General features: G+C 54.0%; 23 protein-coding genes. 20 read left to right on the plus strand and 3 right to left on the minus strand.

The annotated features are described in order from the left end of the window. Positions 1–55 precede the first annotated feature (55 nt). The 6 genes from GSF01_RS09035 (at position 56) to GSF01_RS09060 (ending at position 4,637) form a co-directional block, all read left to right on the plus strand. The gene (locus GSF01_RS09035) at positions 56–505 is read left to right on the plus strand and encodes a DUF2487 family protein (protein WP_159883043.1); all 450 of its coding nucleotides are present in this window, start codon (positions 56–58) and stop codon (positions 503–505) included. A 248-nt stretch (positions 506–753) separates the two neighbouring features. Continuing rightward, a complete protein-coding gene (locus GSF01_RS09040; protein WP_159883045.1) occupies positions 754–1,299 on the plus strand; it encodes a QcrA and Rieske domain-containing protein in 546 nt (181 codons plus the stop codon). A gap of 19 nt (positions 1,300–1,318) precedes the next feature. Then, complete coding sequence (gene qcrB, locus GSF01_RS09045; protein ID WP_072327644.1) at positions 1,319–1,990, plus strand: menaquinol-cytochrome c reductase cytochrome b subunit; 672 nt, start codon at positions 1,319–1,321, stop codon at positions 1,988–1,990. A 78-nt stretch (positions 1,991–2,068) separates the two neighbouring features. After that, on the plus strand, positions 2,069–2,950 hold the full coding sequence (locus tag GSF01_RS09050) for a menaquinol-cytochrome c reductase cytochrome b/c subunit (protein ID WP_159883047.1): 882 nt from the start codon (positions 2,069–2,071) through the stop codon (positions 2,948–2,950). A gap of 65 nt (positions 2,951–3,015) precedes the next feature. Continuing rightward, complete coding sequence (locus GSF01_RS09055; RefSeq protein WP_328803657.1) at positions 3,016–3,693, plus strand: DUF1405 domain-containing protein; 678 nt, start codon at positions 3,016–3,018, stop codon at positions 3,691–3,693. A 56-nt stretch (positions 3,694–3,749) separates the two neighbouring features. After that, positions 3,750–4,637, plus strand: coding sequence for a sporulation protein YpjB (locus GSF01_RS09060; RefSeq protein WP_159883049.1), 888 nt, complete (start codon positions 3,750–3,752; stop codon positions 4,635–4,637). Positions 4,638–4,641: 4 nt separating this feature from the next. Here GSF01_RS09060 and GSF01_RS09065 read toward each other — a convergent pair whose 3' ends face one another. After that, entirely contained in the window at positions 4,642–5,511 is an 870-nt protein-coding gene (locus GSF01_RS09065) for a YitT family protein (RefSeq protein WP_235941365.1), read from the minus strand. Positions 5,512–5,666: 155 nt separating this feature from the next. On the opposite strand from GSF01_RS09065, the gene GSF01_RS09070 reads away from it, so the two are divergent. The 14 genes from GSF01_RS09070 to GSF01_RS09135 all read left to right on the plus strand — a co-directional run bounded on the left by GSF01_RS09070 (position 5,667) and on the right by GSF01_RS09135 (position 18,941). Further along, positions 5,667–6,005, plus strand: coding sequence for a nucleotide pyrophosphohydrolase (locus GSF01_RS09070; protein WP_159883051.1), 339 nt, complete (start codon positions 5,667–5,669; stop codon positions 6,003–6,005). A 95-nt stretch (positions 6,006–6,100) separates the two neighbouring features. Beyond that, the gene (locus GSF01_RS09075; RefSeq protein WP_235941366.1) at positions 6,101–6,676 is read left to right on the plus strand and encodes a hypothetical protein; all 576 of its coding nucleotides are present in this window, start codon (positions 6,101–6,103) and stop codon (positions 6,674–6,676) included. Next, the gene (dapB, locus tag GSF01_RS09080) at positions 6,657–7,463 is read left to right on the plus strand and encodes a 4-hydroxy-tetrahydrodipicolinate reductase (RefSeq protein ID WP_159883053.1); all 807 of its coding nucleotides are present in this window, start codon (positions 6,657–6,659) and stop codon (positions 7,461–7,463) included. The genes GSF01_RS09075 and dapB overlap by 20 nt, the downstream gene beginning before the upstream one ends. A 111-nt stretch (positions 7,464–7,574) precedes the next feature. Beyond that, entirely contained in the window at positions 7,575–7,994 is a 420-nt protein-coding gene (locus GSF01_RS09085; RefSeq protein WP_201305349.1) for a methylglyoxal synthase, read from the plus strand. Then, on the plus strand, positions 7,991–8,686 hold the full coding sequence (bshB1, locus tag GSF01_RS09090) for a bacillithiol biosynthesis deacetylase BshB1 (protein WP_159883057.1): 696 nt from the start codon (positions 7,991–7,993) through the stop codon (positions 8,684–8,686). The genes GSF01_RS09085 and bshB1 overlap by 4 nt, the downstream gene beginning before the upstream one ends. Before the next feature lie 30 nt (positions 8,687–8,716). Next, positions 8,717–9,883, plus strand: coding sequence for an N-acetyl-alpha-D-glucosaminyl L-malate synthase BshA (gene bshA, locus GSF01_RS09095; RefSeq protein ID WP_159883059.1), 1,167 nt, complete (start codon positions 8,717–8,719; stop codon positions 9,881–9,883). 14 nt (positions 9,884–9,897) lie between these two features. After that, positions 9,898–11,187 carry a CCA tRNA nucleotidyltransferase gene (locus tag GSF01_RS09100; protein ID WP_235941368.1) on the plus strand — a complete coding sequence of 430 codons (1,290 nt, stop codon included), beginning with the start codon at positions 9,898–9,900 and terminating at the stop codon, positions 11,185–11,187. Continuing rightward, complete coding sequence (locus tag GSF01_RS09105; protein ID WP_159883061.1) at positions 11,184–12,155, plus strand: biotin--[acetyl-CoA-carboxylase] ligase; 972 nt, start codon at positions 11,184–11,186, stop codon at positions 12,153–12,155. The genes GSF01_RS09100 and GSF01_RS09105 overlap by 4 nt, the downstream gene beginning before the upstream one ends. A 354-nt stretch (positions 12,156–12,509) precedes the next feature. Next, positions 12,510–13,367, plus strand: a complete 858-nt coding sequence (gene panB, locus GSF01_RS09110; protein ID WP_159883063.1) for a 3-methyl-2-oxobutanoate hydroxymethyltransferase — start codon at positions 12,510–12,512, stop codon at positions 13,365–13,367. Beyond that, a complete protein-coding gene (gene panC, locus GSF01_RS09115; RefSeq protein ID WP_159883065.1) occupies positions 13,367–14,236 on the plus strand; it encodes a pantoate--beta-alanine ligase in 870 nt (289 codons plus the stop codon). Before panB ends, panC begins: the two co-directional genes overlap by 1 nt. A gap of 12 nt (positions 14,237–14,248) precedes the next feature. Continuing rightward, entirely contained in the window at positions 14,249–14,632 is a 384-nt protein-coding gene (gene panD / locus GSF01_RS09120; protein ID WP_159883067.1) for an aspartate 1-decarboxylase, read from the plus strand. 72 nt (positions 14,633–14,704) lie between these two features. Further along, the gene (locus tag GSF01_RS09125; protein WP_159883069.1) at positions 14,705–15,358 is read left to right on the plus strand and encodes a tetratricopeptide repeat protein; all 654 of its coding nucleotides are present in this window, start codon (positions 14,705–14,707) and stop codon (positions 15,356–15,358) included. Between the two features lie 104 nt (positions 15,359–15,462). Further along, positions 15,463–18,324 (plus strand): ATP-dependent DNA helicase DinG, encoded by a 2,862-nt coding sequence (gene dinG / locus GSF01_RS09130; protein WP_159883071.1) that lies wholly within the window; start codon positions 15,463–15,465, stop codon positions 18,322–18,324. Beyond that, entirely contained in the window at positions 18,321–18,941 is a 621-nt protein-coding gene (locus tag GSF01_RS09135; RefSeq protein ID WP_159883073.1) for a redox-sensing transcriptional repressor Rex, read from the plus strand. Before dinG ends, GSF01_RS09135 begins: the two co-directional genes overlap by 4 nt. A 176-nt stretch (positions 18,942–19,117) precedes the next feature. Here GSF01_RS09135 and GSF01_RS09140 read toward each other — a convergent pair whose 3' ends face one another. Beyond that, a complete protein-coding gene (locus tag GSF01_RS09140) occupies positions 19,118–20,119 on the minus strand; it encodes an inorganic phosphate transporter (RefSeq protein ID WP_159883091.1) in 1,002 nt (333 codons plus the stop codon). Positions 20,120–20,179: 60 nt separating this feature from the next. Further along, positions 20,180–20,800 carry a DUF47 domain-containing protein gene (locus GSF01_RS09145; protein WP_159883093.1) on the minus strand — a complete coding sequence of 207 codons (621 nt, stop codon included), beginning with the start codon at positions 20,798–20,800 and terminating at the stop codon, positions 20,180–20,182. Positions 20,801–21,006 lie beyond the last annotated feature (206 nt).

Here is a 21,006-nt window from a genome sequence, read left to right on the forward strand (position 1 = left end):
CATTCATATGTCTTTTTTTCTGTGTTAAAGTAAGAAGCGGAAAGAAGGTGATACGGTGAAATTTAGTGAAATCGAATCGTCTGCCTGGCCGGGGCTGAAGCCATACCTCGATACGGCGCTGCTGCCGGTGACCGGGCTGGACGGTTCGGAGAATCCGGTAGAGGCGGCCGAGGCGCTTGAAGATCTGAGAGATGTACTCGATCTGATCGAGATCCCGTTCAAAGGAAGAACCGTGACATATCCGGCCATGCATTACATCGGAGACGGGGATGCCGGCGCTGCTTCGCGGCTAGTGATCGAGCATGCCTGCGAGCGTATGAAAAGGGCCGGCTTCCGGTACGTGATTCTCGTGACGGCAGCAAAGCGCGAGATCATGGAGCTGGGCCCGGAATTCCCGGGGGCCGATCTGATCGTGCGGGTGACCGCTGAGGAGCTGGGGGCACAGTACGAGGAGGCGAGACGAGCAGTGGCCGATAAGCTGACCGAGCTTTGGCTTGCAAGGTAATCGGCGTAAACTATGTATGATCTATGCCAAGGGTGTCAATTCTATGTAGAGCAAGCCCTCGAAGCATGGCGTCACAGTTGTGACAAATATGTTAAAACTGCTCCGAACCCCTTGTTTTCCAAGGTGTGAAGTCTTGTCTCCATTCTTGACGCACCCAGTGACGTAGGCTATTATTAGTTATGTCCTAGTATCTGGTGTAAAGTTATGTCGAACGACTGATATATGTTGCAAAAGGGGGTAGAACGAGAATGAACGATCATACGAATCAGGATTCGCCGCATCACGGCGAGAAGCCGGTAAAACGTCGGGAGATGTCCAGACGCCAGTTTCTTTCCTACACCCTTGGCGGAGCAGGAGCTTTCATGGGCGCGGGAATGTTGGTGCCTATGATTCGGTTTGCCGTGGATCCGGTTCTTAAGCCCAAGAAGGAAGCTGAATGGGTTAAGGTTGTGGAAGAATCCAAGATCACGGATGAACCTAAAGTATTTAAGTTTAAGATTCAGCAAGTGGACGGCTGGTATGAGAGCGAGCCTGAGCTTGAAGCCTGGATTTCCAAAGGCAGCGACGGACAAGTGTTTGCATTGAATCCGACCTGTAAGCATCTGGGCTGCACCGTAAACTGGAATTCGAATCCGGAGTTCAAGAATCAATATTATTGTCCTTGTCACGGAGCGCATTACACAGTTGACGGCAAGCAACTGGCCGTTGCCAATGCGCCGCTCGACCAGTACGAAGTGAAAGTGGAGCAAGGCTTCGTGTACCTCGGTCAGCTTGGTCCGAACAAACGGGTGTAGAAAGGAGGCGTAACATCAGATGATTAAAAGTATTTATAACTGGATCGATGAACGCCTGGATATCACGCCGCTGTGGAGAGATGTCGCGGACCATGAGGTGCCCGAGCACGTTAACCCCGCGCATCATTTTTCTGCGTTTGTATATTGTTTTGGCGGCTTGACGTTCTTCATCACAGTTATACAAATTTTGTCCGGTATGTTCCTGACTATGTACTATGTGCCGGATATTATCAACGCGTATGCAAGCGTTGATTATTTGCAGCATAAAGTCGCGTTCGGCGTGATCGTACGCGGTATGCACCACTGGGGTGCCAGTCTTGTTATCGTGATGATGTTCTTACATACGCTCCGCGTCTTCTTTACCGGCTCGTATAAAGCGCCACGCGAGATGAACTGGGTTGTCGGCATGCTGATTTTCTTCGTCATGCTGGGCCTCGGGCTGACAGGTTACCTGCTGCCTTGGGATAACAAAGCGTATTTCGCAACAAGCGTTACGCTTAAGATTGTAGAATCGGCGCCTTACATCGGCCCTTATGCCAAGACTCTGCTGCAGGGCGGCGAGATCGTCGGGGCACAAACGCTGACGAGATTCTTTGCCTTGCACGTGTTCTTCCTGCCGGGCGCGCTGCTTGCTCTGCTCGCCGGTCACTTTATCATGATCCGTAAGCAAGGGATCTCCGGACCGCTATAAGCCTATCGCTAGCGGATCGATCGGATAGACCAAGCTTCATAATAAGGTTCATGAGAACAAAAGAAGGAGGGGCGATACGTGGCTCACGGTCATAAATCTGACGAAAAAATCGTTTATGTAGGCGATTCTCGCGTCCGTGCCAAAGACACGAGAATGATTCCGCAGGACTTCTCGGCATACCCGGGAAAGTCGGAAGTATTTATTCCGAACTTCCTGCTGAAGGAATGGATGGTAGGAGTCGTCGTATTGATGGGGATTCTGGTCCTCGTTATGTCCGAGGCGGCACCGCTCGGCTATCCGGCCGACCCGACGAATACCGAAATCATTCCGATGCCTGACTGGTATTTCCTGTTCATGTATCAATTGCTCAAATACCCTTACACGTCTGGAAACTGGGTAGTACTTGGAACCCTCGGCGTTCCTGGTATATTGTTCGGCTCTTTGCTGCTTGCTCCATTTCTGGATACAGGCAAAGAAAGACGCTTCTACAAGCGTCCGATTACAAGCGCGCTGATGTTTCTGAGTTTGGCTGCGGTCACTTACCTGACTGTGTTTTCCTGGCAGCACTATACACATGAGCTGGAAGCCAAGAACCTTATTCCTGAGCATATTAAACGTGAACAGGAAATGCATGCATCCGGCGGTCAAGGCGGCAGCCCCGTCAAGAAGCCGGCTGCGGCCCAAGCAGCGGCCATCGTGGCTCCAGATGATCCGGCTGCGGCGCTGTATCAAAGATCGACTTGCTTGCAGTGTCATGGCGGCGATCTGAAAGGTATGCCTTCTGCTAAAATTCCTGCCCTGCGCGTCGTAGGCGATTCGCATGACAAGGCAGCCATTCTCGATATCATCAAGAACGGACAAGGCAATATGAGCGCTCAATATGACCTTAACATTGCTAAAGGCCTGACTGCCGATGATATTGACAAACTAGCCGATTGGCTCGCGAAACAGAAAAAGTAAGAGCAAAGCCTGACCGTTTGCAAGCGGTCAGGCTTTTGTATACTAAAGAGAGAGGAGCCCTGCGCTTGAGAGATTGGCGCTTGTCTTATTGGTTCAGCGATGCATTTCTGGGCGGGCGATGGATGCTGACGTTCCTGCTGATTATGAATATTCCTGGCACGGTATACGGCTATATGTGGTATGGCAATCAATTAGCGTATACGGCCAAAGCGTTCGGACTGGCTTTTTTGCCTTTCGTTCCTGACAGTCCGACGGCCAGTCTGTTTTTTTCGCTGTTCCTGCTCTTCCTGGTAAAAGATATGGATCGCAAGCGCGGCTACGCAGTCCCCCCGGAACGGGTGAGCTTGGGACGCGGAGTCGTAGAGGCATTCGCGCTCATCACATCCTTCAAATACGGAATCTGGGCAGTAGCCATGATCTGGGCGGGCGCTTGGCAGGGAGACGAGCTTGGATGGCAGGATTGGATGCTGACCCTGTCTCATCTGGGTATGGCTGCCGAAGCTCTGCTGTATATCCGGTTTTACCGCTTCTCGCTTGTCGCGGCGATGGTTGTGAGCGTCTGGGTGCTATGGAATGACGCGATGGATTATGGCGTCGGGGTGTTTCCATGGCTTTCGGAGGTGCTGATGGATGATTTGACCGCCGTTCAGTGGTTTACCATCGGCTTGAGTGTGATCAGTATAGCGATCGCGATAGTCGTCGGGCTGCGGCGTGTAACGAAGAGCTTACGAGAAAGCCGATGAAAGTCGGTCTAAAGCAGACAACCTTTCCATAGGATTTATGTAGGAGGGGATGTCCAATGGCCGGAAGATGGAGCTGGATAGGGTTGGCGGCGATACTGCTGCTGCCTTTGCTTGGGGGCTGCGGCGATCTTCAAGGCGCGAAGCAGCAAGGGCAGACGGAGCGTACCGCCAGCGTACTGAGCGAGCGGCAGAAACAGCAAATCAAGCTGTTGAATGACGCGGCTGAGGTACTGTATCAGAACATGCAAAAGGGCAATGTGGAAGACGGGCGGGTCGTTATCCAGCAAATCAGCGATCAAGTGACGCAGATTTCATTTGATGGGGTAACATCCATTGAGGGAATGAAGGCCTTGACCGAGACGATAACGCAGGCCAGACGCGTAATGGGGGCGGTAAAGTTTGATCCGGACGCTGGACAGGTTGCTGCGGCGAGGGTGAGGCTGGCAGCCGATGCTTTGTCTCATTCGAGCCAGCCGATGTGGCTGCAGTTTTATAAACCTTTGCAGGATGATCTGGATGCTGTGGAGCAAGCCGCCAAAGCGAACGACAGCTCTGCACTGCATGACGCCATTTCACATCTGGACCAGCATTACGCGACGGTTCATCCCAGCCTCGTAATCGGCAGACCGGCCGAGGACGTGGAGAAGATGGACTCCTTGCTCGCCTTTGTCAAATCCCAAGTAGCCGGGCCGCAGACTTCGCTTCGCAATGTGCTCAACGCGGTACCGCCGATGCGTCAGATGCTGGATAAGCTTTTCATGAAGCGTGAGACGACGGCCTACCTGCCGTATCCCGAGCAGCAAAATCCCATCTTGTGGACCATGGGGCTCGGTTCGTTTATTTTGGCGGCCCTTGGCTTCGCCGGATGGAGACTTTCGAAAAAAAATGACGGGCTCGTTCCCGTCAAGCGGGGAAAAGAGTCCGATTATTGGCAGCGCTCCTAGCCTGTCAGGTCACTGGCTTGAAGCCTTCGCCCACCACATCGTGAACTTCCGTGATAATGACAAAGGCGCGGGAATCGATGGCATGGACGAGGTCTTTAAGCCTTTTTATTTCACTGAGCGCGACGACACAGTACACCACGTTCTTCGGCTGCCCGGAGAACGCGCCGATAGCCGGGAATATCGTAACCCCCCGGTCCAGCTCGTCGGTTATGCGCTCAGCGAGCCGCTCGGCATGATCGGAAATAATCGTGAACGATTTGGCCGCGTAAGCCCCTTCGATCAGGATATCGATGACCTTGGATGAAATAAACACAACGACCAGCGTGTACATGATTTTTTCCTTGGGTAAAAATAGAAGGGAAGCTCCTAATACGACTGCGTCTATCGCGAGAATCAGTCTGCCTACGCTCCAACCCCTCTTTTTATGTAAAATCCTCGCTACGATGTCCGACCCGCCGGTTGTGCCTCCATATCGAAATACGAGTCCTAGACCTGCCCCTAAAGTCACGCCGGCATAGGCGGAAACAAGAAAGTAATCGCTTTCCGTGCGAAAGGGCGCGATCGCCCCCGAATGAATCAGTTCCTCCATCACCCACAAAAAAAACGAGAGCAGCAGGGTTCCACACACGGTATAAAGCATCGAGGCCTTCCCCAGCATTCTCCACCCCAATAGAAATAGCGGAATATTAATGACCAGCGTGGTCAGGGAAGGGGGGAAGCCCGCTATGTAATTCAAAAGCAAAGCTACGCCCGTAATTCCTCCTTCCATAAGTCCGTTGGTTATGACAAAATAATGGAGACCGAACGCGTATACGGCTGTTCCGACAGCGATAGGCAGCAGGTTGCCCAATAGGGTCCAATACGGTTTGTTCAAGCCGCAATCCCCTCCTTTATTTTCATAGGTTCTCCTGTCTTAGCAAAAATAATTTGTCATGAAGCCTCCGTTTGCGTTAACATGGAAATGACGTCTCGTGGAAATTCCCGAACCATGTCAGAACTTGAACTCAAGGCTGGTGAATAATCCGGATTATGGAGAATGAACGCTCATTAAAGGATCTGCAGGACGAGGTCCATGCTTACATATCTCAATTTAAGGAAGGCTATTTCAGTCCTATGTCGATGCTTGCCCGGATGTCGGAGGAGGTTGGAGAGCTGGCCCGGGAGGTGAACCACCAGTTCGGGGAAAAACCGAAGAAGGCGACAGAGGCCGATAATTCGATCGAGCTGGAGCTGGGCGATATTTTGTTCATTACGATCTGCTTCGCCAATTCTTTGGGTATTGACCTGACGGAAGCGCATGATAAAATCATGTATAAATTTCAAACTAGGGATGCGGGCCGTTGGACCAAAATAAACACCGATTCCTAGCGCGAAACATATGCTGTACTATCACCTCTTTCCGTACGGCCGTTCTTCGGGTGCCGGCTTTCTCTCCATAGATTAGAGAAGAAGGGGGCGCGGCAATGGACGGCGAGTTTGCGATAAAGAAAGCGTATGAATCGATTTTGCAGCATGATTTTGAACAGGCGGTCCGCTGGTTCGAGCTTGCGATAGCGATAAAGCCGGACTGCGCTTCCTATCATTATAAGCTGTCCATCACCTACGCTCGCAGCAACAAGCTGCAGAAGGCTATTCGGCACGCAGCGCAGGCATCTGCGCTCGATCCGCAGGATGAGCATTACTCCTTTCACCTGCAGCATCTGCAGGCCAAGGCGTTGCTTGTGCAGGCGGAGAGGTTGTTTGAGGATGAGGATTCGGAGCGGTTATGGCTGGCTGTGTCGCTTGTCAAACGGGCTGCGGAGATGGACCCGCTGTCTCTAGAAGCTTTCCTGCTGATGGCTATCGCTTATGCCAGGCTGGACGAATATCATCTGGCGATTCGAGCCGTAAAGGAATTGCTGAAGCTGGATCCCGCACATTCGATCGGAATCCGGCTGCTCTCGGAATACGAACTTAAGTGGAAAAATTATATGCAGCGTACTTCAACATCGGGAGTGCAGAAAGTGAGGAAGCAGGAACATGGAGCAAGCGAACATTAGAGTAGCGGTAGCTGGAGCAAGCGGCCGTATGGGACGAGAGGTTGTCAAAATGGTTTTGGCCGATCCGGAGCTGGAGCTGGTGGCTGCGGTAGCCCGTTCCGCCAAGCAGACGGATGCAGGTACGCTGGTCGGGGCGGAAGCCTGCGGTATCCCCGTGACGGATGATCTGGAGCTGGCGCTTGTAGAGTCCAGGCCGGATGTGCTTGTCGACTTTACGACGCCTCAATCGGCTGCGGCTCATACGCGTCTTGCCATCAAGCATAAGGTTCGTCCCGTGATGGGCACGACTGGCTTCACACCTCAGGATATCGAGGAGCTGGACAAGCTGTGCAAAGAGAGCGGAATCGGCGGCCTCATCGCACCTAACTTCTCCATCGGCGCTATTCTGATGATGAAATTTGCAGCTCAGGCTGCTAAATATATGCCTCATGTCGAAATTATCGAATATCATGGCGATCAGAAGCTGGATGCGCCTTCGGGCACCTCGGTAAAAACGGCCGAGATGATCTCGCAGGTACGGGGCGAGCTTCGTCAAGGCAACCCTAAGGAAGAAGAGACCATTGAAGGCGCTCGCGGCGGTTATTATGACGGCTTCCGGATACATAGCGTCAGATTGCCCGGCATTTTCGCCCAGCAGGAGGTCGTGTTCGGCGATTTCGGACAGACGCTCAAGATTCGCCATGATTCCTACGAGCGGGCAGGCTACATGCCGGGGGTTAACGTTGCGGTCAAAAAGGTTATGACCTACGAGGGTTTGATTTACGGCTTCGAGCATTTTATCGACTAACGTCTGGGAATGCATGAGGGGACAGTCGGGCGGTCCGAACGGACGGTTTCCGTGTCCTCGTTTTTCCATACGGAAAGCAGGATATCCTAAGGAGGATCATCGTCTATGGCAATGAACATTGCACTTATCGCGCATGACCGCAAAAAAGACGAAATGGTGAATTTTGTAATCGCCTATGAGCATGTATTCGAGCATCATCGCCTGTTTGCGACCGGAACGACGGGAACACGCATCATGGAGCAGACGAATCTTCAGGTACATCGCTTCATGTCGGGACCGCTAGGGGGCGATCAGCAGATCGGAGCATTGGTTGCGACCAATGAGATGGATCTGATTATTTTCTTGCGGGATCCTTTGATGGCACAGCCGCATGAGCCCGATATCATTGCTTTGCTTCGCTTATGCGATGTTCAGGGCATACCTTGTGCAACGAATATTGCGACCGGCGAGATCTTGGTCAAGGCGCTGGACCGGGGAGATTTTGCTTGGCGGGAGCTTGTCCATAAGTACAAGCCCGGTGTGGAAGAATGAGCCCGGGGCTGGATATTCTGGTCTTCGGCGCCCATGCGGACGATGCGGAGATCGGGATGGGCGGCACCATAGCCAAGCAGGCAGAGGCGGGCTGCCGTATCGGCATATGCGACCTGACGCTTGCGGAGATGTCCTCCAACGGCACGGTGGAAAGCAGGCGTGAGGAAGCTTCCGCGGCAGCAGAAGTACTCGGTCTGGCAGCTAGAAGCAATCTGGAGCTGCCGGATCGGGGGCTTGTCTCGGCGCCCGCTTTCATCGAACGCATCGTTGCCGAGATTCGCCTGCACCGTCCGCGCATCGTGTTCGCGCCTTATTGGGAGGATCGTCATCCCGATCATATCGCGTGCAGCCATCTGGTACAGGAAGCCGTATTTAATGCCAAGCTGCGCAAGTATATGCCGGGGGTGCCGGCGCATAACGTAGAACAGACTTACTTTTATTTTATTAACGATACGGTTGAGCCGGATGTGATGATCGATGTCAGCGCAGTCTATGCGACCAAGCAAGCGGCATTGCGCGCCTACCGTTCGCAGTTCCAGACGACGGGCAGCGATGTAGTACGGACGCCGTTGAATCAAGGCTATTTGGAGCGGGTGGAAGCTCGGGACTCCCTCCTCGGTCAGAAGCGATCTGTTGCTTATGCAGAGGGGTTCAAGACGAAGCTCCCTTACATGCCCGTTCGATTTCTGTAAGATGTGTATATCCGAAAGGAGGCAGCAACCATGGATCGGTTGAAAATCGGCATTACCTGTTATCCTACGCTCGGGGGCTCCGGCGTGGTAGCGACCGAGCTTGGCAAGCTGCTGGCGGAGAAGGGGCATCAGGTACATTTTATTACGCACAGCATGCCCTTTCGACTGGGCAAGTTCGATAAAAATATTTTTTATCACGAGGTCGAGGTCAACGACTACTACGTGTTCAAATACCCCCCTTACGACTTATCGCTGGCAAGCAAGCTGGCCCAGGTCGTGAAGCAGCAGCAGCTTGATCTGCTCCATGTGCATTATGCTATTCCTCATGCGGTCTGCGCCCTGCTGGCGAAGCAAATGGTCGGACCTGAGCTCAAGGTCGTCACGACGCTGCACGGTACGGATATTACCGTGCTGGCGCAGGATGAATCGTTGAGCGATCTGATCCGCTACGCGATCAACGGAAGCGATGCGGTGACGGCTGTGTCGGAGGACTTGATCCGGGAGACCAGGCAGCTCCTCGGGATCGAAAAGCCAATCGAGCTTGCCTATAATTTTGTCGATAAGCGGGTTTATTACCCCCGCGAGGTGGCTAACCTGCGCAAGGAATTCGCCCACCCCGACGAAAAAATTCTGATCCATATCTCGAACTTCCGTCCGGTCAAGCGAGTGACGGATGTCGTCGAGATCTTTGACCAGGTTCGCAAAGAGGTGCCGGCGCGGCTTCTCTTCGTAGGCGAGGGCCCCGAGCTGTCCAAGGTGCTTTGTCAGGTGAAGGAGCGGGGATTGCTGGACCGGGTGACCTTCTGCGGAAAGCAGGACGATGTGGCTCAGCTGCTGTCCTTGGCCGATCTCATGCTGCTTCCTTCCGAGAAGGAGAGCTTCGGATTGGTGGCCTTGGAGGCGATGGCCTGCGGCGTGCCTACGATCGCCTCGAATGCCGGCGGTATTCCCGAGCTTATTACCCATGGCGAAACCGGCTATCTGGCGGAGATCGGCGATGTGGACCTGATGTCTCAACTGGCGATCGGTTTGCTCAAAAACGAATCGGCTTATCGGGCGATGCGAGAAGCTTGTCTGCATCGCGCCCGCTACACGTTTTGCAATGATGTGATCACCAGACAATACGAGGCTCTGTACTACAAAGTGCTCGGCCGGCCGGTTCCGCTTGCGCTCAGCGAGAAGCCTTTGCAGTGCTGAAGAGGGAAGGGAACATGATGGAATCGGCCGATCAAGGCCTGCTGAAGGACAAAGCCATGCAGATCATCGCCAGGCTGGAGGAGGCCGGTCATCAGGCGTATCTGGTCGGAGGCTGCGTCCGGGACGAGTGGCTCGGAAGGCCTGTCAAGGATTACGACATTGCTACTTCCGCCCTTCCCGAACGGGTCGAGGAACTGTTCGAGCGGACGATCCCTACCGGCCTGCAGCATGGCACCGTTACCGTGGTCGTCGACCGCTTGCCATTTGAGGTCACCACGTTCCGGAAGGAAGCCGGGTATGCCGATTATCGGCGCCCGGCATCGGTGGAATATATCGAGGTGCTTGAGGAGGACCTGCGGCGTCGCGATTTTACGATGAATGCGATGGCGATGGACGGTCGAGGGAGAATTCTTGACCCGTTCGGCGGACAGGTCGATCTGGACCATGGGGTGTTAAGATGCGTCGGATCAGCGGCTGAACGCTTCTCCGAGGATGCGCTGCGGATGCTGCGCGGTATCCGATTCGCAGCGGAGTATGGGCTCGAAGTAGAAGCGGAGTCGTGGACAGCCTTGGCGGCCTCCGCCCCCTTGCTGGCGCATATAGCGCTAGAGCGCGTCCGCGCCGAGCTGGAACGCATGATGGGCGGAAGCGATCCGAGCCGGGCGCTCCGGCTGCTCGGGCGAAGCAGGCTGCTGGGGCATACGAAAGCCGGGCTTCTGTGGGCAAGGCTGCCGGAGCATCTGGACGATTGGCCGGACCTGGGGAAACTGACCTCTGCCGAGCAAAGGATCGCCTATGTGTATGGAAGGCTGGATGCTCCAGTAAAGGACTGCGCAGCCGATCTGAAGCTGTTGACCTTCTCGGGCAAGCAGATTGACGCGATAACCGCTTTACTGGCCGCCCGCAGCTGGCTCCAGGAATTCCCGCCTTGCGATTCCTCCGCAGTCCGGACGGTTTGGCAGCGGGCCGCCATACGATACGGCAAGTCTACGCTTCATGCGCTGCTTAACCTTTACAGGCTCGATCCCGCTTTTGCCGGCGAAGCCCGTTCTGCCGTGCCAATATGGATCGAAAGCGGCGAAACCTGGCTGGAGCAGATGCCTGCAGCCTCGCTGCAAGAGCTGGCGGTCACCGGACAAGACATTCTGGAGAGGCTGCAGACCCGCGGAGGCCCGTGGACGGGGAAGCTCTTGCAGCGGCTGCTGGAGCGAACGGCGCTTGGACTTCTGCCAAATGACAAGGAGGCTTTGCTCCAGGCCGCTTTGGCGGAATATGATGAATACCGGGAGACAGACAAATTATGACGGATACATTAATCGAGCTGTTCGAGCAATCGAACGGCGCTTTTATTTCAGGAGAACGGCTAAGCGGGATATTGGGAGTCAGCCGGACGGCCGTCTGGAAGCAGATCGAGCGTCTGAAGCAGCAGGGCTATCTATTCGAATCGGTCCCCCGCAAAGGGTACCGGCTCTTGTCCGCTCCGGAGAAGTTCCCTCTGCCTTCCTTTTTGACTAATCTTCGGACCGAGGTATTCGGCAGACAGCTGAAGTATGTCGAGGAAGTAGAATCGACCCAAGCTGTAGCTCAGCGGCTTATACAAGATGGGGCTGCCGAAGGGCTGCTGGTGCTTGCGGAGCGGCAGACGGCAGGGAGAGGACGGCTCGGACGCAGATGGCATTCGCCCAAGGGCAAAGGGTTATGGTTCAGTCTCGTTCTGAAGCCTGACTGGCTGAATATGGCCCGGACTCCACAGCTTACTTTGCTGACAGCCGTTGCCTTATGCCGAGCGGTACGGTCCGTAACCTCGCTGGATGCCGGCATCAAGTGGCCCAACGATCTGCTGGTAGACGGAAAAAAGGTCGGCGGCATCCTGCTCGAAGCCAGCGTGGAGAATGGCACCTTAACCCATGTTATTGCCGGCATAGGAATCAGCGTGAACCTGACGCCTGCAGACTATCCGGACGAGCTCCTGGAGAAAGCAACCTCACTCTGCATCGCAGCCGGAAGAAAGATCGACAGGGCAGAGCTGCTCGCCGCGGTGCTCGCCGAATGGGAACGGCTGTACAAGCTGTACCGGGAAGAGGGCTTCGCACCGGTTAAGCTTCTATGGGAGGCGCTGACGGTGTCGCTAGGAAGAGAGATCGTGTGCACGACGCCACACGGCCAGGCTCGCGGCTTCGCGGAGCGAATCGACGACCAGGGCGCTCTGATTCTGCGGCTAGAGGACGGCTCCCGGCAGACTTTATATTCCGGAGATATCGATTTTAGATGACATCCGGTATCGGTTTTGTTACAATAACAGGTATCTACTTTTCGAATAGTTCGGCAGCGCTAGGCTCGGCTCGTTGGGGCGGCATCCGTATCGGAGCTGCACCCGGCTAGCGGGCAGCGGACTGCCAGGTATAGAATCGAATAGTTGCTTCTAAAGCTTGCTTACTTAATGTCGGATTCTGCTCTGAGCCTAACGGACCGAGACAGAAGGATCATGGGATGAATTTGTCATGTGAACCTTTTGGCTCTCGATCGTGGAGGGACTGGAAGGTTTTTTTGCGTAGCTGCAACAATCCGGCGTACAAACGTTAATACTAAAGTCTATCGACCAACATGGGAAAGCAGGTGCTGTTCTATGGAAACGCGCAAACCGATTACGACGGCCAGACTGCGCAAGATGAAAGAGGAAAAGTCGCCGATCAGCGTAGTTACCGCCTATGATTATCCGTCAGCTATGCTGGCCGAGCAAGCCGGGGTTGAGGTGCTGCTGGTCGGGGATTCACTCGGCAATGTCGTGCTGGGGTATGATACGACCGTGCCCGTAACCCTGGACGATATCTTGCATCATACGAAAGCAGTCACGCGGGCGGCAAAAACCAGCTTTGTGGTGGCCGATCTTCCGTTTGCCACGTACCATGGCAGTCTGGATCAAACGCTTCGCAACGCGGCCCGGCTGATGCAGGAGGGGCTGGCTAAAGCCGTGAAGCTTGAAGGAGGAGCGGAGATTGCTCCTGCCGTTCAAGCCCTCGTGAGGGCGGGCATACCGGTTATGGCCCATCTGGGACTGACGCCCCAATCGATTCATCAGATCGGCGGGTTCAAGGTGCAGGGGAAAACGAACGAGCAGGCGAAGAAGCTGCTGGACGATGCCAGAGCGCTGGAAGAGGCGGGCGCCTTCTCGGTCGTTCTGGAGCTTGTGACCGATGAGCTCGCCAGAGAAGTGACCGATGCGATATCGATCCCTACGATCGGCATCGGGGCGGGAGCGTCCTGTGACGGGCAGGTGCTGGTCTTCCACGATCTGCTCGGCTTCGCGGCGGATACCCAGCCTAAGCGGATGGTGAAGGAATACGCTGCAGTCGGCAGCATGATCCGCGGCGCACTTCAGCAGTATGTGCAAGAGGTGAAATCCCGTCAGTTTCCAGCTGAGCAGCATACCTTTCATCGGCCGGAGGATGTCGCAGTCCATCTTTACGGAGGGGGGAACTCCTGATGCAAGTGATTACGGCTATCTCCGAGCTCAGGTCTGTTATACGGGCCGCCAGGGTGAAACAGCCTGCCCTTCAGGTTGGGTTCGTTCCAACCATGGGCTTTCTGCATGAAGGGCATGCCTCGCTTCTCAAGGCGGCGCGGGATCAATGCGAGCTCGTCGTTCTAAGTATTTTTGTGAACCCGCTTCAGTTCGGTCCCAATGAAGATTTCGAACGCTACCCCCGGGATGAAAAGCGGGATCTGGCCATCGCGGCCGAGGCGGGGACCGATATCGTTTTCATGCCTCAAGTAGCCGAGATGTACCCCTCGCCGATACGAACCACGGTGTCGGTGAGCGAGGTGACACGGCGCTTATGCGGCGCTTCCCGCCCCGGCCACTTTGACGGCGTCGCTACCGTCGTGACGAAGCTGCTGAATATGGTGCAGCCGGACTATGCGTATTTTGGAATGAAGGACGCGCAGCAGGTCGCAGTCATCGAGCAGATGGTGCAGGATTTGAACATACCCGTTCATATCGTGGCCTGTCCGACCTTGCGCGAGGCCGACGGATTGGCCAAGAGCTCGCGCAATGTTTATTTGAACGAGGAGCAACGAGCGCAGGCCGTTCAGCTGAGCGCCGCGCTGCGCAAGGCTCGATCTGCCGTGGAGGAGAGCTGGAGGCATCTGACTCCCCGCGAAGTCGAGGAGCAGGTCCGGGAGGAAATCGCCCGGGCGCCGCTGGCCGACATTGATTATGTCGAGGTGCTGGACTACCCGTCCTTGCAGACAATCGACACGTTCGTCAGCTCCAGGCGGGTCATTATCGCTGTAGCCGTCAAATTCGGGAATACCCGGCTGATCGACAATGTTGTCATTCCTATCCAGTCCTGAGGAGGAGAACTTATGTTTCGAACTATGCTGAAAGCTAAAATCCACCGTGCCACAGTCACGGAAGCCAATCTGAATTATGTAGGCAGCATCACGATCGATCAGGATCTGCTGGATTCTGTCGATATGCTCCCCAATGAAAAGGTACAAATCGTCAATAATAATAACGGTGCCCGGTTCGAAACCTATATCATTCCCGGTCCGCGAGGCTCAGGCGTGATCTGTCTGAACGGAGCGGCTGCCCGCATGGTACAGCCTGGCGACAAGGTCATTATTCTGTCTTACGCGATGATGACGGACGAAGAGGCCCGTCGTCATGTTCCGAGCATTGCCATCATGGGCGACAATAATGAAATCGTCAGTATTCTGAAGGAAGAAATTCATTCCACCGTATTGTAAACCGCATGAAAACCGTCGGGGCGACGCACAATGAATATACCCATACCAAGCGAGCAAAGGTGGGATGTGCGTATGTTCAAGCATCTGTTTGCTTCGATGAACGATATGCTGGATGAAGTGCTGTCGGAATTCCCTTCCTCGACCGGCTTGAAGCGCAAGCAGCTGATGGAAAAGCTAAGATCGCTCAAAGCCATGAGCGATGACTGCATTGAGGATTGGCTGCTCTTCGAAGAAAAGCTGGGGCATACGATGCAGACCGCCGGTATCCCGTCCTTATCCGAGGAGGAGCCGCTGCCAACCGAGTTCTCCGAGAAGCGATCGGACCTATTTATCCGGGCTCAAGGCTATTATAAGCTTCATATGTATGAAGAGGCGGTTTGCCATTTTTCCGAGCTGTTGCGCAAGCATCCCGACTTTACGCTGGCCCGTATTTATTTGGCCATGTCCTATCTGCACCAGGGTCAGAAGGAGGACAGCTATGCCCATTTTCTGTTTCTCTCCGAGCTTACCGACCATGTTCAGTTGAAAGCCATCTCGCTCAATGCGATGGGTTGCATTCAGGTGCAGCTGAATAATCTGGACAAGGCATGCGAATTATTTAACTTGGCTTACCGTACCGATCCGGCCAGCGTTGAGCCTCTGCTGGATATGGGGCTGTGCGCCGAGCTACAGGGCGATCTGCAGTTTAGCTTGATCAGCCTGCGTTACCCCGGCCCGCCGCTGTAGAGCTTGTCTACAGCGGCTTCCTGCAGTTGGCGGCTATTCACTTTTCGCACAGTATGGTATGCTAGAAAGAAGATAGGCTTGCGAAGGGATTGAACTGAACACCGATGAAATTTGCGGTATTGGACTTTGAGACGACCGGCATTTCGGCGACAGACCGAATTATTCAGGTCGGACTTATCATCATAGAAGACATGCAAATTACGGGCCGATATTCGTCCCTCGTTAATCCCGGCATTCGTATTCCAGAACCGATTACAGCGCTTACCGGCATCGATGATTCTATGGTGAAGGACGCCCCCGGCCTTGATTCGGTAATGGCCGATATGGTCCCGCTGCTTCAGGATGCCGCGCTTGTGGGTCATAATATCAGCTTCGATCTGGCCTTTCTGCAAAGGGCGCTGGATGAGAATGGATACTTTGCCTTCGACGGACGGACGCTCGATACCATCGACTTGCTTCGCATCCTGTACCCCGGCATGTCAAGCTTGCAATTATCGATGGTCTGCGATGCCTTCGGCATCGAGCATGAGCGCCCGCATCAGGCTGATAGCGATGCCGAGGTGACGGCGCTTATCTGGCTTGGCTGCCTGGAACGTTTGCAGGCGCTTCCGCTATTGACCCTTCAGCGGCTGGATATGCTATTCAAGGATTCGACGAGCGATCTGGGCTGGCTGATCCACGAAGCGCTCACCTATCGTGAGCATCATCAGCCGCTTGATCCTGATGCGGACCGGTATTTCCGCCAATTCGCCTTGAACGTACGGGATTGGGGAGATGAGGAGCCTTTGCGGGACGAGCAGGAGGTCCGCGCCATGGCTGCTACCTTCGATGAGTTTTACGGCCAGCTCCGCGAGGTTCTGAAGGAACGGTTCGAGGCTTATGAGGAACGAGAGGCCCAGGTGACGATGCTCAGCGAGGTTGAGAGCGCGTTTGAGTCCGGGCGGCATTTGATGGTGGAAGCGGGTACGGGCACGGGGAAATCACTCGCTTATCTGATACCATCGCTTTATTACGGCATGAAGCATGATAAGAAGGTCGTCGTCAGCACCCACACCATCAACCTGCAAGAGCAGCTGCGCGAGCGGGATGTGCCTTTGCTGCACGATTTATTTCCCGTAGGGTTTCAAGCGTCTGTGCTGAAGGGGCGGAGACATTATTTATGCCTGCGCAAATTCGAGCATAAGATCGTAACCCAGGATTTCGAGCCGGGTAAAGAAGACCGGGTGACGGCGGGACAGATGCTGGTTTGGCTGGGCGAAACGAAGCATGGGGATCAGGAAGAGCTTTACATGGCCAACAAAGGCAAGCAATTCTGGCAGTCTGTAGAGAGCGATACGGATTCCTGCCTGAACCGGGCGTGTCCGTGGTTTAAAAAATGCTTCTATCACCGTGCCCGTCATCAGGCGAACACGGCGGATGTCGTCATCACGAACCATTCGCTGCTGTTTACGGATATGAAGGCGGAGAACAGGCTGCTGCCCGCTTATAAGCATCTGGTCATCGACGAAGCCCATCATTTCGAGGAAGTGGCAAGCAAGCATCTCGGAATGGAGCTGCATTACCATACATTGTTGAACACGCTTCAGTGGCTCTATAAGGACAGCAGGTCGGGACAATTGTCGAGCCTGCGCTTTAAGCTGTCTAAAGCCGAGGAAGACCCCCGAGTGGCCGGCTGGAATGCCGCGATCGACCGAGCAGTTGAAAACCTAGTGGAGCTGAAGGAAGAATGGGATCAGCTGAACGAGCTTTTGTTTCAGCTGTTATCTGCACGCAGCGCCGATGCGTCGCAGGGTGAAGGCAGCTCGCTCGTCTTGCGTCTGAAGAAGGATCAGCTGCCACGCGGCTGGGATAAGCTGGATGTCCTGGAGGAAAATCTGCAGCTCCATGCGGGAGAGGCGTTGAAGCACCTGGATAAGCTGCTCTCCGATCTGAAGGAAACCCAGGATGAGTTTGAAGTCCAGAGCCAGGTCACGGATCTGACGGGAACCGTGAAGGAGCTGCACCGACATAAAGAGGACCTGCACTTTTTCATGACGATGCCTGATGACAACTATGTGTACTGGCTGGAGGGAGCCCAGTACGGCAAGAACCGCTCCCTGCAGCTGAATGCGGTACCGGTCGATGTCAGCTCGATGCTTCGCCACCATTTCTTCGAGCCGAAGGACAGCGTGATCTTGACGTCGGCGACTTTGTCGGTCGGCAAGTCGTTTGACTATACTTGCGAGCAGCTCGGCCTTCGTGAATCCGAGCCGACGGGACAGCTGAGAACCGTGCAGCTGCCCTCGCCGTTTAATTATCGCGAGCAAGCGCTTGTGGTCATTCCCCGTGACTTTCCAACGCTCAGGAGCGGTGCTGGAGGGGAGCAAGAATTTGTGGATGCGCTGATACCTTCGCTCGCCGAGGTAGCGCTGGAGACCAAAGGGCGCATGCTGGTGCTCTTCACGTCGAACCGGATGCTGAGGTCGGTGCATGCGGGCCTTAAAGAGATGCTCAGCCCTTTCGGGGTTCATGTCTTAGGTCAAGGGGTTGATAGCGGCAACCGGAGCAAGCTGACCCGGATGTTCCAGAGCAGCCCGGCTTGCGTGCTGCTTGGGACGAGCAGCTTCTGGGAAGGCGTCGATATCCCTGGGGATGCGCTGACGGCTCTGGCCATCATACGCCTGCCCTTCCAGCCTCCGACCCATCCGATCGTGGAAGCGAAGATCGAGAAGTTGAAGCAGAAGAATATGAATCCGTTCATGAAGCTTTCTGTACCGCAGGCGGTCATCCGGTTCAAGCAAGGATTCGGCCGGCTTGTACGAACCGCTTCGGATAAGGGGATCGTCCTTATATACGATACCCGGGTCATCGACACGAACTATGGCAAGTACTTCCTATATTCGCTGCCGGGTCCGAAGATCGAGCATATGAATGCGAGTCAGTTGGTACCGCGTATCAAGCAGTGGATGGAGGAAAAACGAACATGAAGACAATAAAAATATCCGAGGCGGTCGTACGTCGTCTGCCCATTTACTTGCGTTTCCTTAACGAGCTGAGCAAAAAAAATATTTCCACCGTCTCTTCGCAGGATTTGGGCCAAAAGCTGGATCTAAACCCTGCCCAAATCCGCAAGGACCTGGCCTATTTTGGCGAGTTCGGCAAGAAAGGGATCGGTTATGATGTCGATTATTTGATCGAGAAGATCAGACATATTCTTAAGCTGGATAAAGTGATTCCCGTTGCGCTTGTCGGAGCGGGAAACCTGGGGCGTGCCTTGTGCAACTACAATGCCTATCTGAAGGATAATATGAAAATCGTCGCGATCTTTGATGCTCAGGCGTCCAAGATCGGCGAGTCGATCAATAACCTGAAAGTGAAGCCGATGGAGGATCTGGCCGCGGTCATCCGCTCTCTGCATGTCAGGATCGGGATCATTACGGTTCCGGCGGTAGAAGCCCAGCAAGTTGCCAATCAGTTTGTCGAAGCCGGGGTGGAGGCCATTCTGAATTTCGCGCCAGTCATTATTAAAGTGCCCGGCGAAGTCCGCGTTCATCACGCTGATTTTACTACCGAGCTGCAAAGCTTGGCGTATTATCTGGATTAACGACGTTATTTGGAACGAGAAAGCATCAGGTCCGTGCCGGAAGGCGCGGGCCTTTATGAGGTTGGCTCCAGACAGGACAGAGTCGTCGCTGTGTGGCCATTGCTTTTGACACCGCTTGTCTTATGAAGCAGAGCATACAAAAAAACCGTCCTAAGGACGGCCGTTCACAAAGTAGCTTAGATGACGAAGAGAGATATGATTTTGTAAATAATGAAGGCGATCACCATACTGATCGGGATCGTGATAAACCAGGTCATGACCATGCGGGTGACCGTCGCCCATTTCACATCATGAAAGCGCAGGACAGAGCCGGTACCGATGATGGACGAGGAAATAACCTGTGTTGTCGACAGCGGCATTCCCATATGCGTCGACACCTGAATGATGATGGAGGAGTTCAAGTCCGACGCAAAGCCGTTGATCGGCTCGATCTTCAGCAGCTTGCGGCTCATCGTCTTAATGATCTTCCAGCCGCCGATGGAGGTGCCCAGACCCATGGCCGTAGCTGCGGATAGCTTAACCCAGAGCGGAACGTCCAGCGTATCCTGAACATTCAACGTAACTAATGCGAATACGATTATGCCCATTGCTTTCTGCGCATCGTTGCCGCCGTGGGAGAAGGAGAGCAGACCGGCTGATAAAACCTGGAACGAACGGAAGGTGCGGTTCATTTTGGTTCGGGATTGGTTCCCTGAGGCCAGGATGATTCTCTTGAGAATCCACATGATCACGAAGCCGGAGGCGAAAGCGACGATCGGGGACAAGATCAGAATCATAATAATTTCTCTGAAGCCCGACCAGTTCAGCGCGCCTACTCCTGCGCCAGCGATAACGGCTCCGGCAAGCGAACCGATCAACGTGTGCGATGAAGAAGACGGGATCCCGTAATACCAGGTTAGCAGATTCCAAAAAATAGCGGCAATCAGTGCGGCGATTACGATATAAATCCCGTTCTCGATGGTGGCCGGGTTCGCAACGCTGCCGCCGACCGTCTTGGCTACCTCCGAGGAATACAGTGCGCCTACAAAGTTCAGAATCGCGGCGTACATGATGGCAAACCGCGGAGACAAGGCCTTGGTTGAGATGGATGTGGCGATGGCATTCGCCGTATCGTGAAACCCGTTAATGAAATCAAAAATGAGCGCTAAAGCAACGACTATGATTAAGGTGATTAACATGATTTCCTCCTAAAGTCTCCGTGCGGATCTCGTAAGCTGCAAGCGGCAAAGGAAATGGGCTTACGAATAACGCAGCACAACGCTTTCCAGAATGTTGGCAACGTCCTCACAGGCATCCGTCGTTTGCTCCAGACGTTCGTACAATTCCTTTAGTTTAAAGTCATGGTAAGGCTCTGTAGGATTGGTGAAAATTTCGCGGATTCCTTCGCGCATCAACCGGTCGGCCTCGTTCTCCAGGCTGTTGATCTGAACGGTATGCTCGGTAAGCTGCATGTACTTTTTCTTGGACAGCAGCTTCATCGCATCCAGGATGTGCTGACAGCTCGCTACAAGCACGGCAGAGAATTCTTTCATATATTTATCCGTGAAGGTGATGTTCATATAGTCGAAGCGGGCGATGGTGGCCTCGATTCCGTCAAGCACGTCATCCACTTTGGATGCAAGCTCCATGATGTCTTCACGGTCGATTGGAGTTATGAAGACTTTGTTAAGGCCTTTAAAAATTTGGTGTGTGATTTGATCTCCGGCATGCTCGAGGTCCCGAAGCTGGGCGGAATACGTAGCGGGCGGCTCGGTTCCCATCATGGCCGTGCGGAACGTTTGCGCCGCTTGCAGAGTGTTTTCCGATGCTTTAATGAGAAGCAGCAGAAAATCAGTATCATTCTTTTTGGTGAACAGCATGGCTTTCGCCTCCTAGGTTTCTCTTTAGTTTACAAAAAATTAACATTAATACGTAGAAATATGTAGAATAATGGAGCAAATTCACACAAAATTAAAAATAACATAATCGAACACCCCATTGCAATGATAGTTTGAGCCAATCTCAGTTTATCCAAACGGAAGGCTGAGAATCCGCAGGGCATGACGGGCGGCTTTAAGGCCATGGC

Source organism: Paenibacillus puerhi (assembly GCF_009846885.1).
GTDB lineage: Bacteria > Bacillota > Bacilli > Paenibacillales > NBRC-103111 > Paenibacillus_G > Paenibacillus_G puerhi.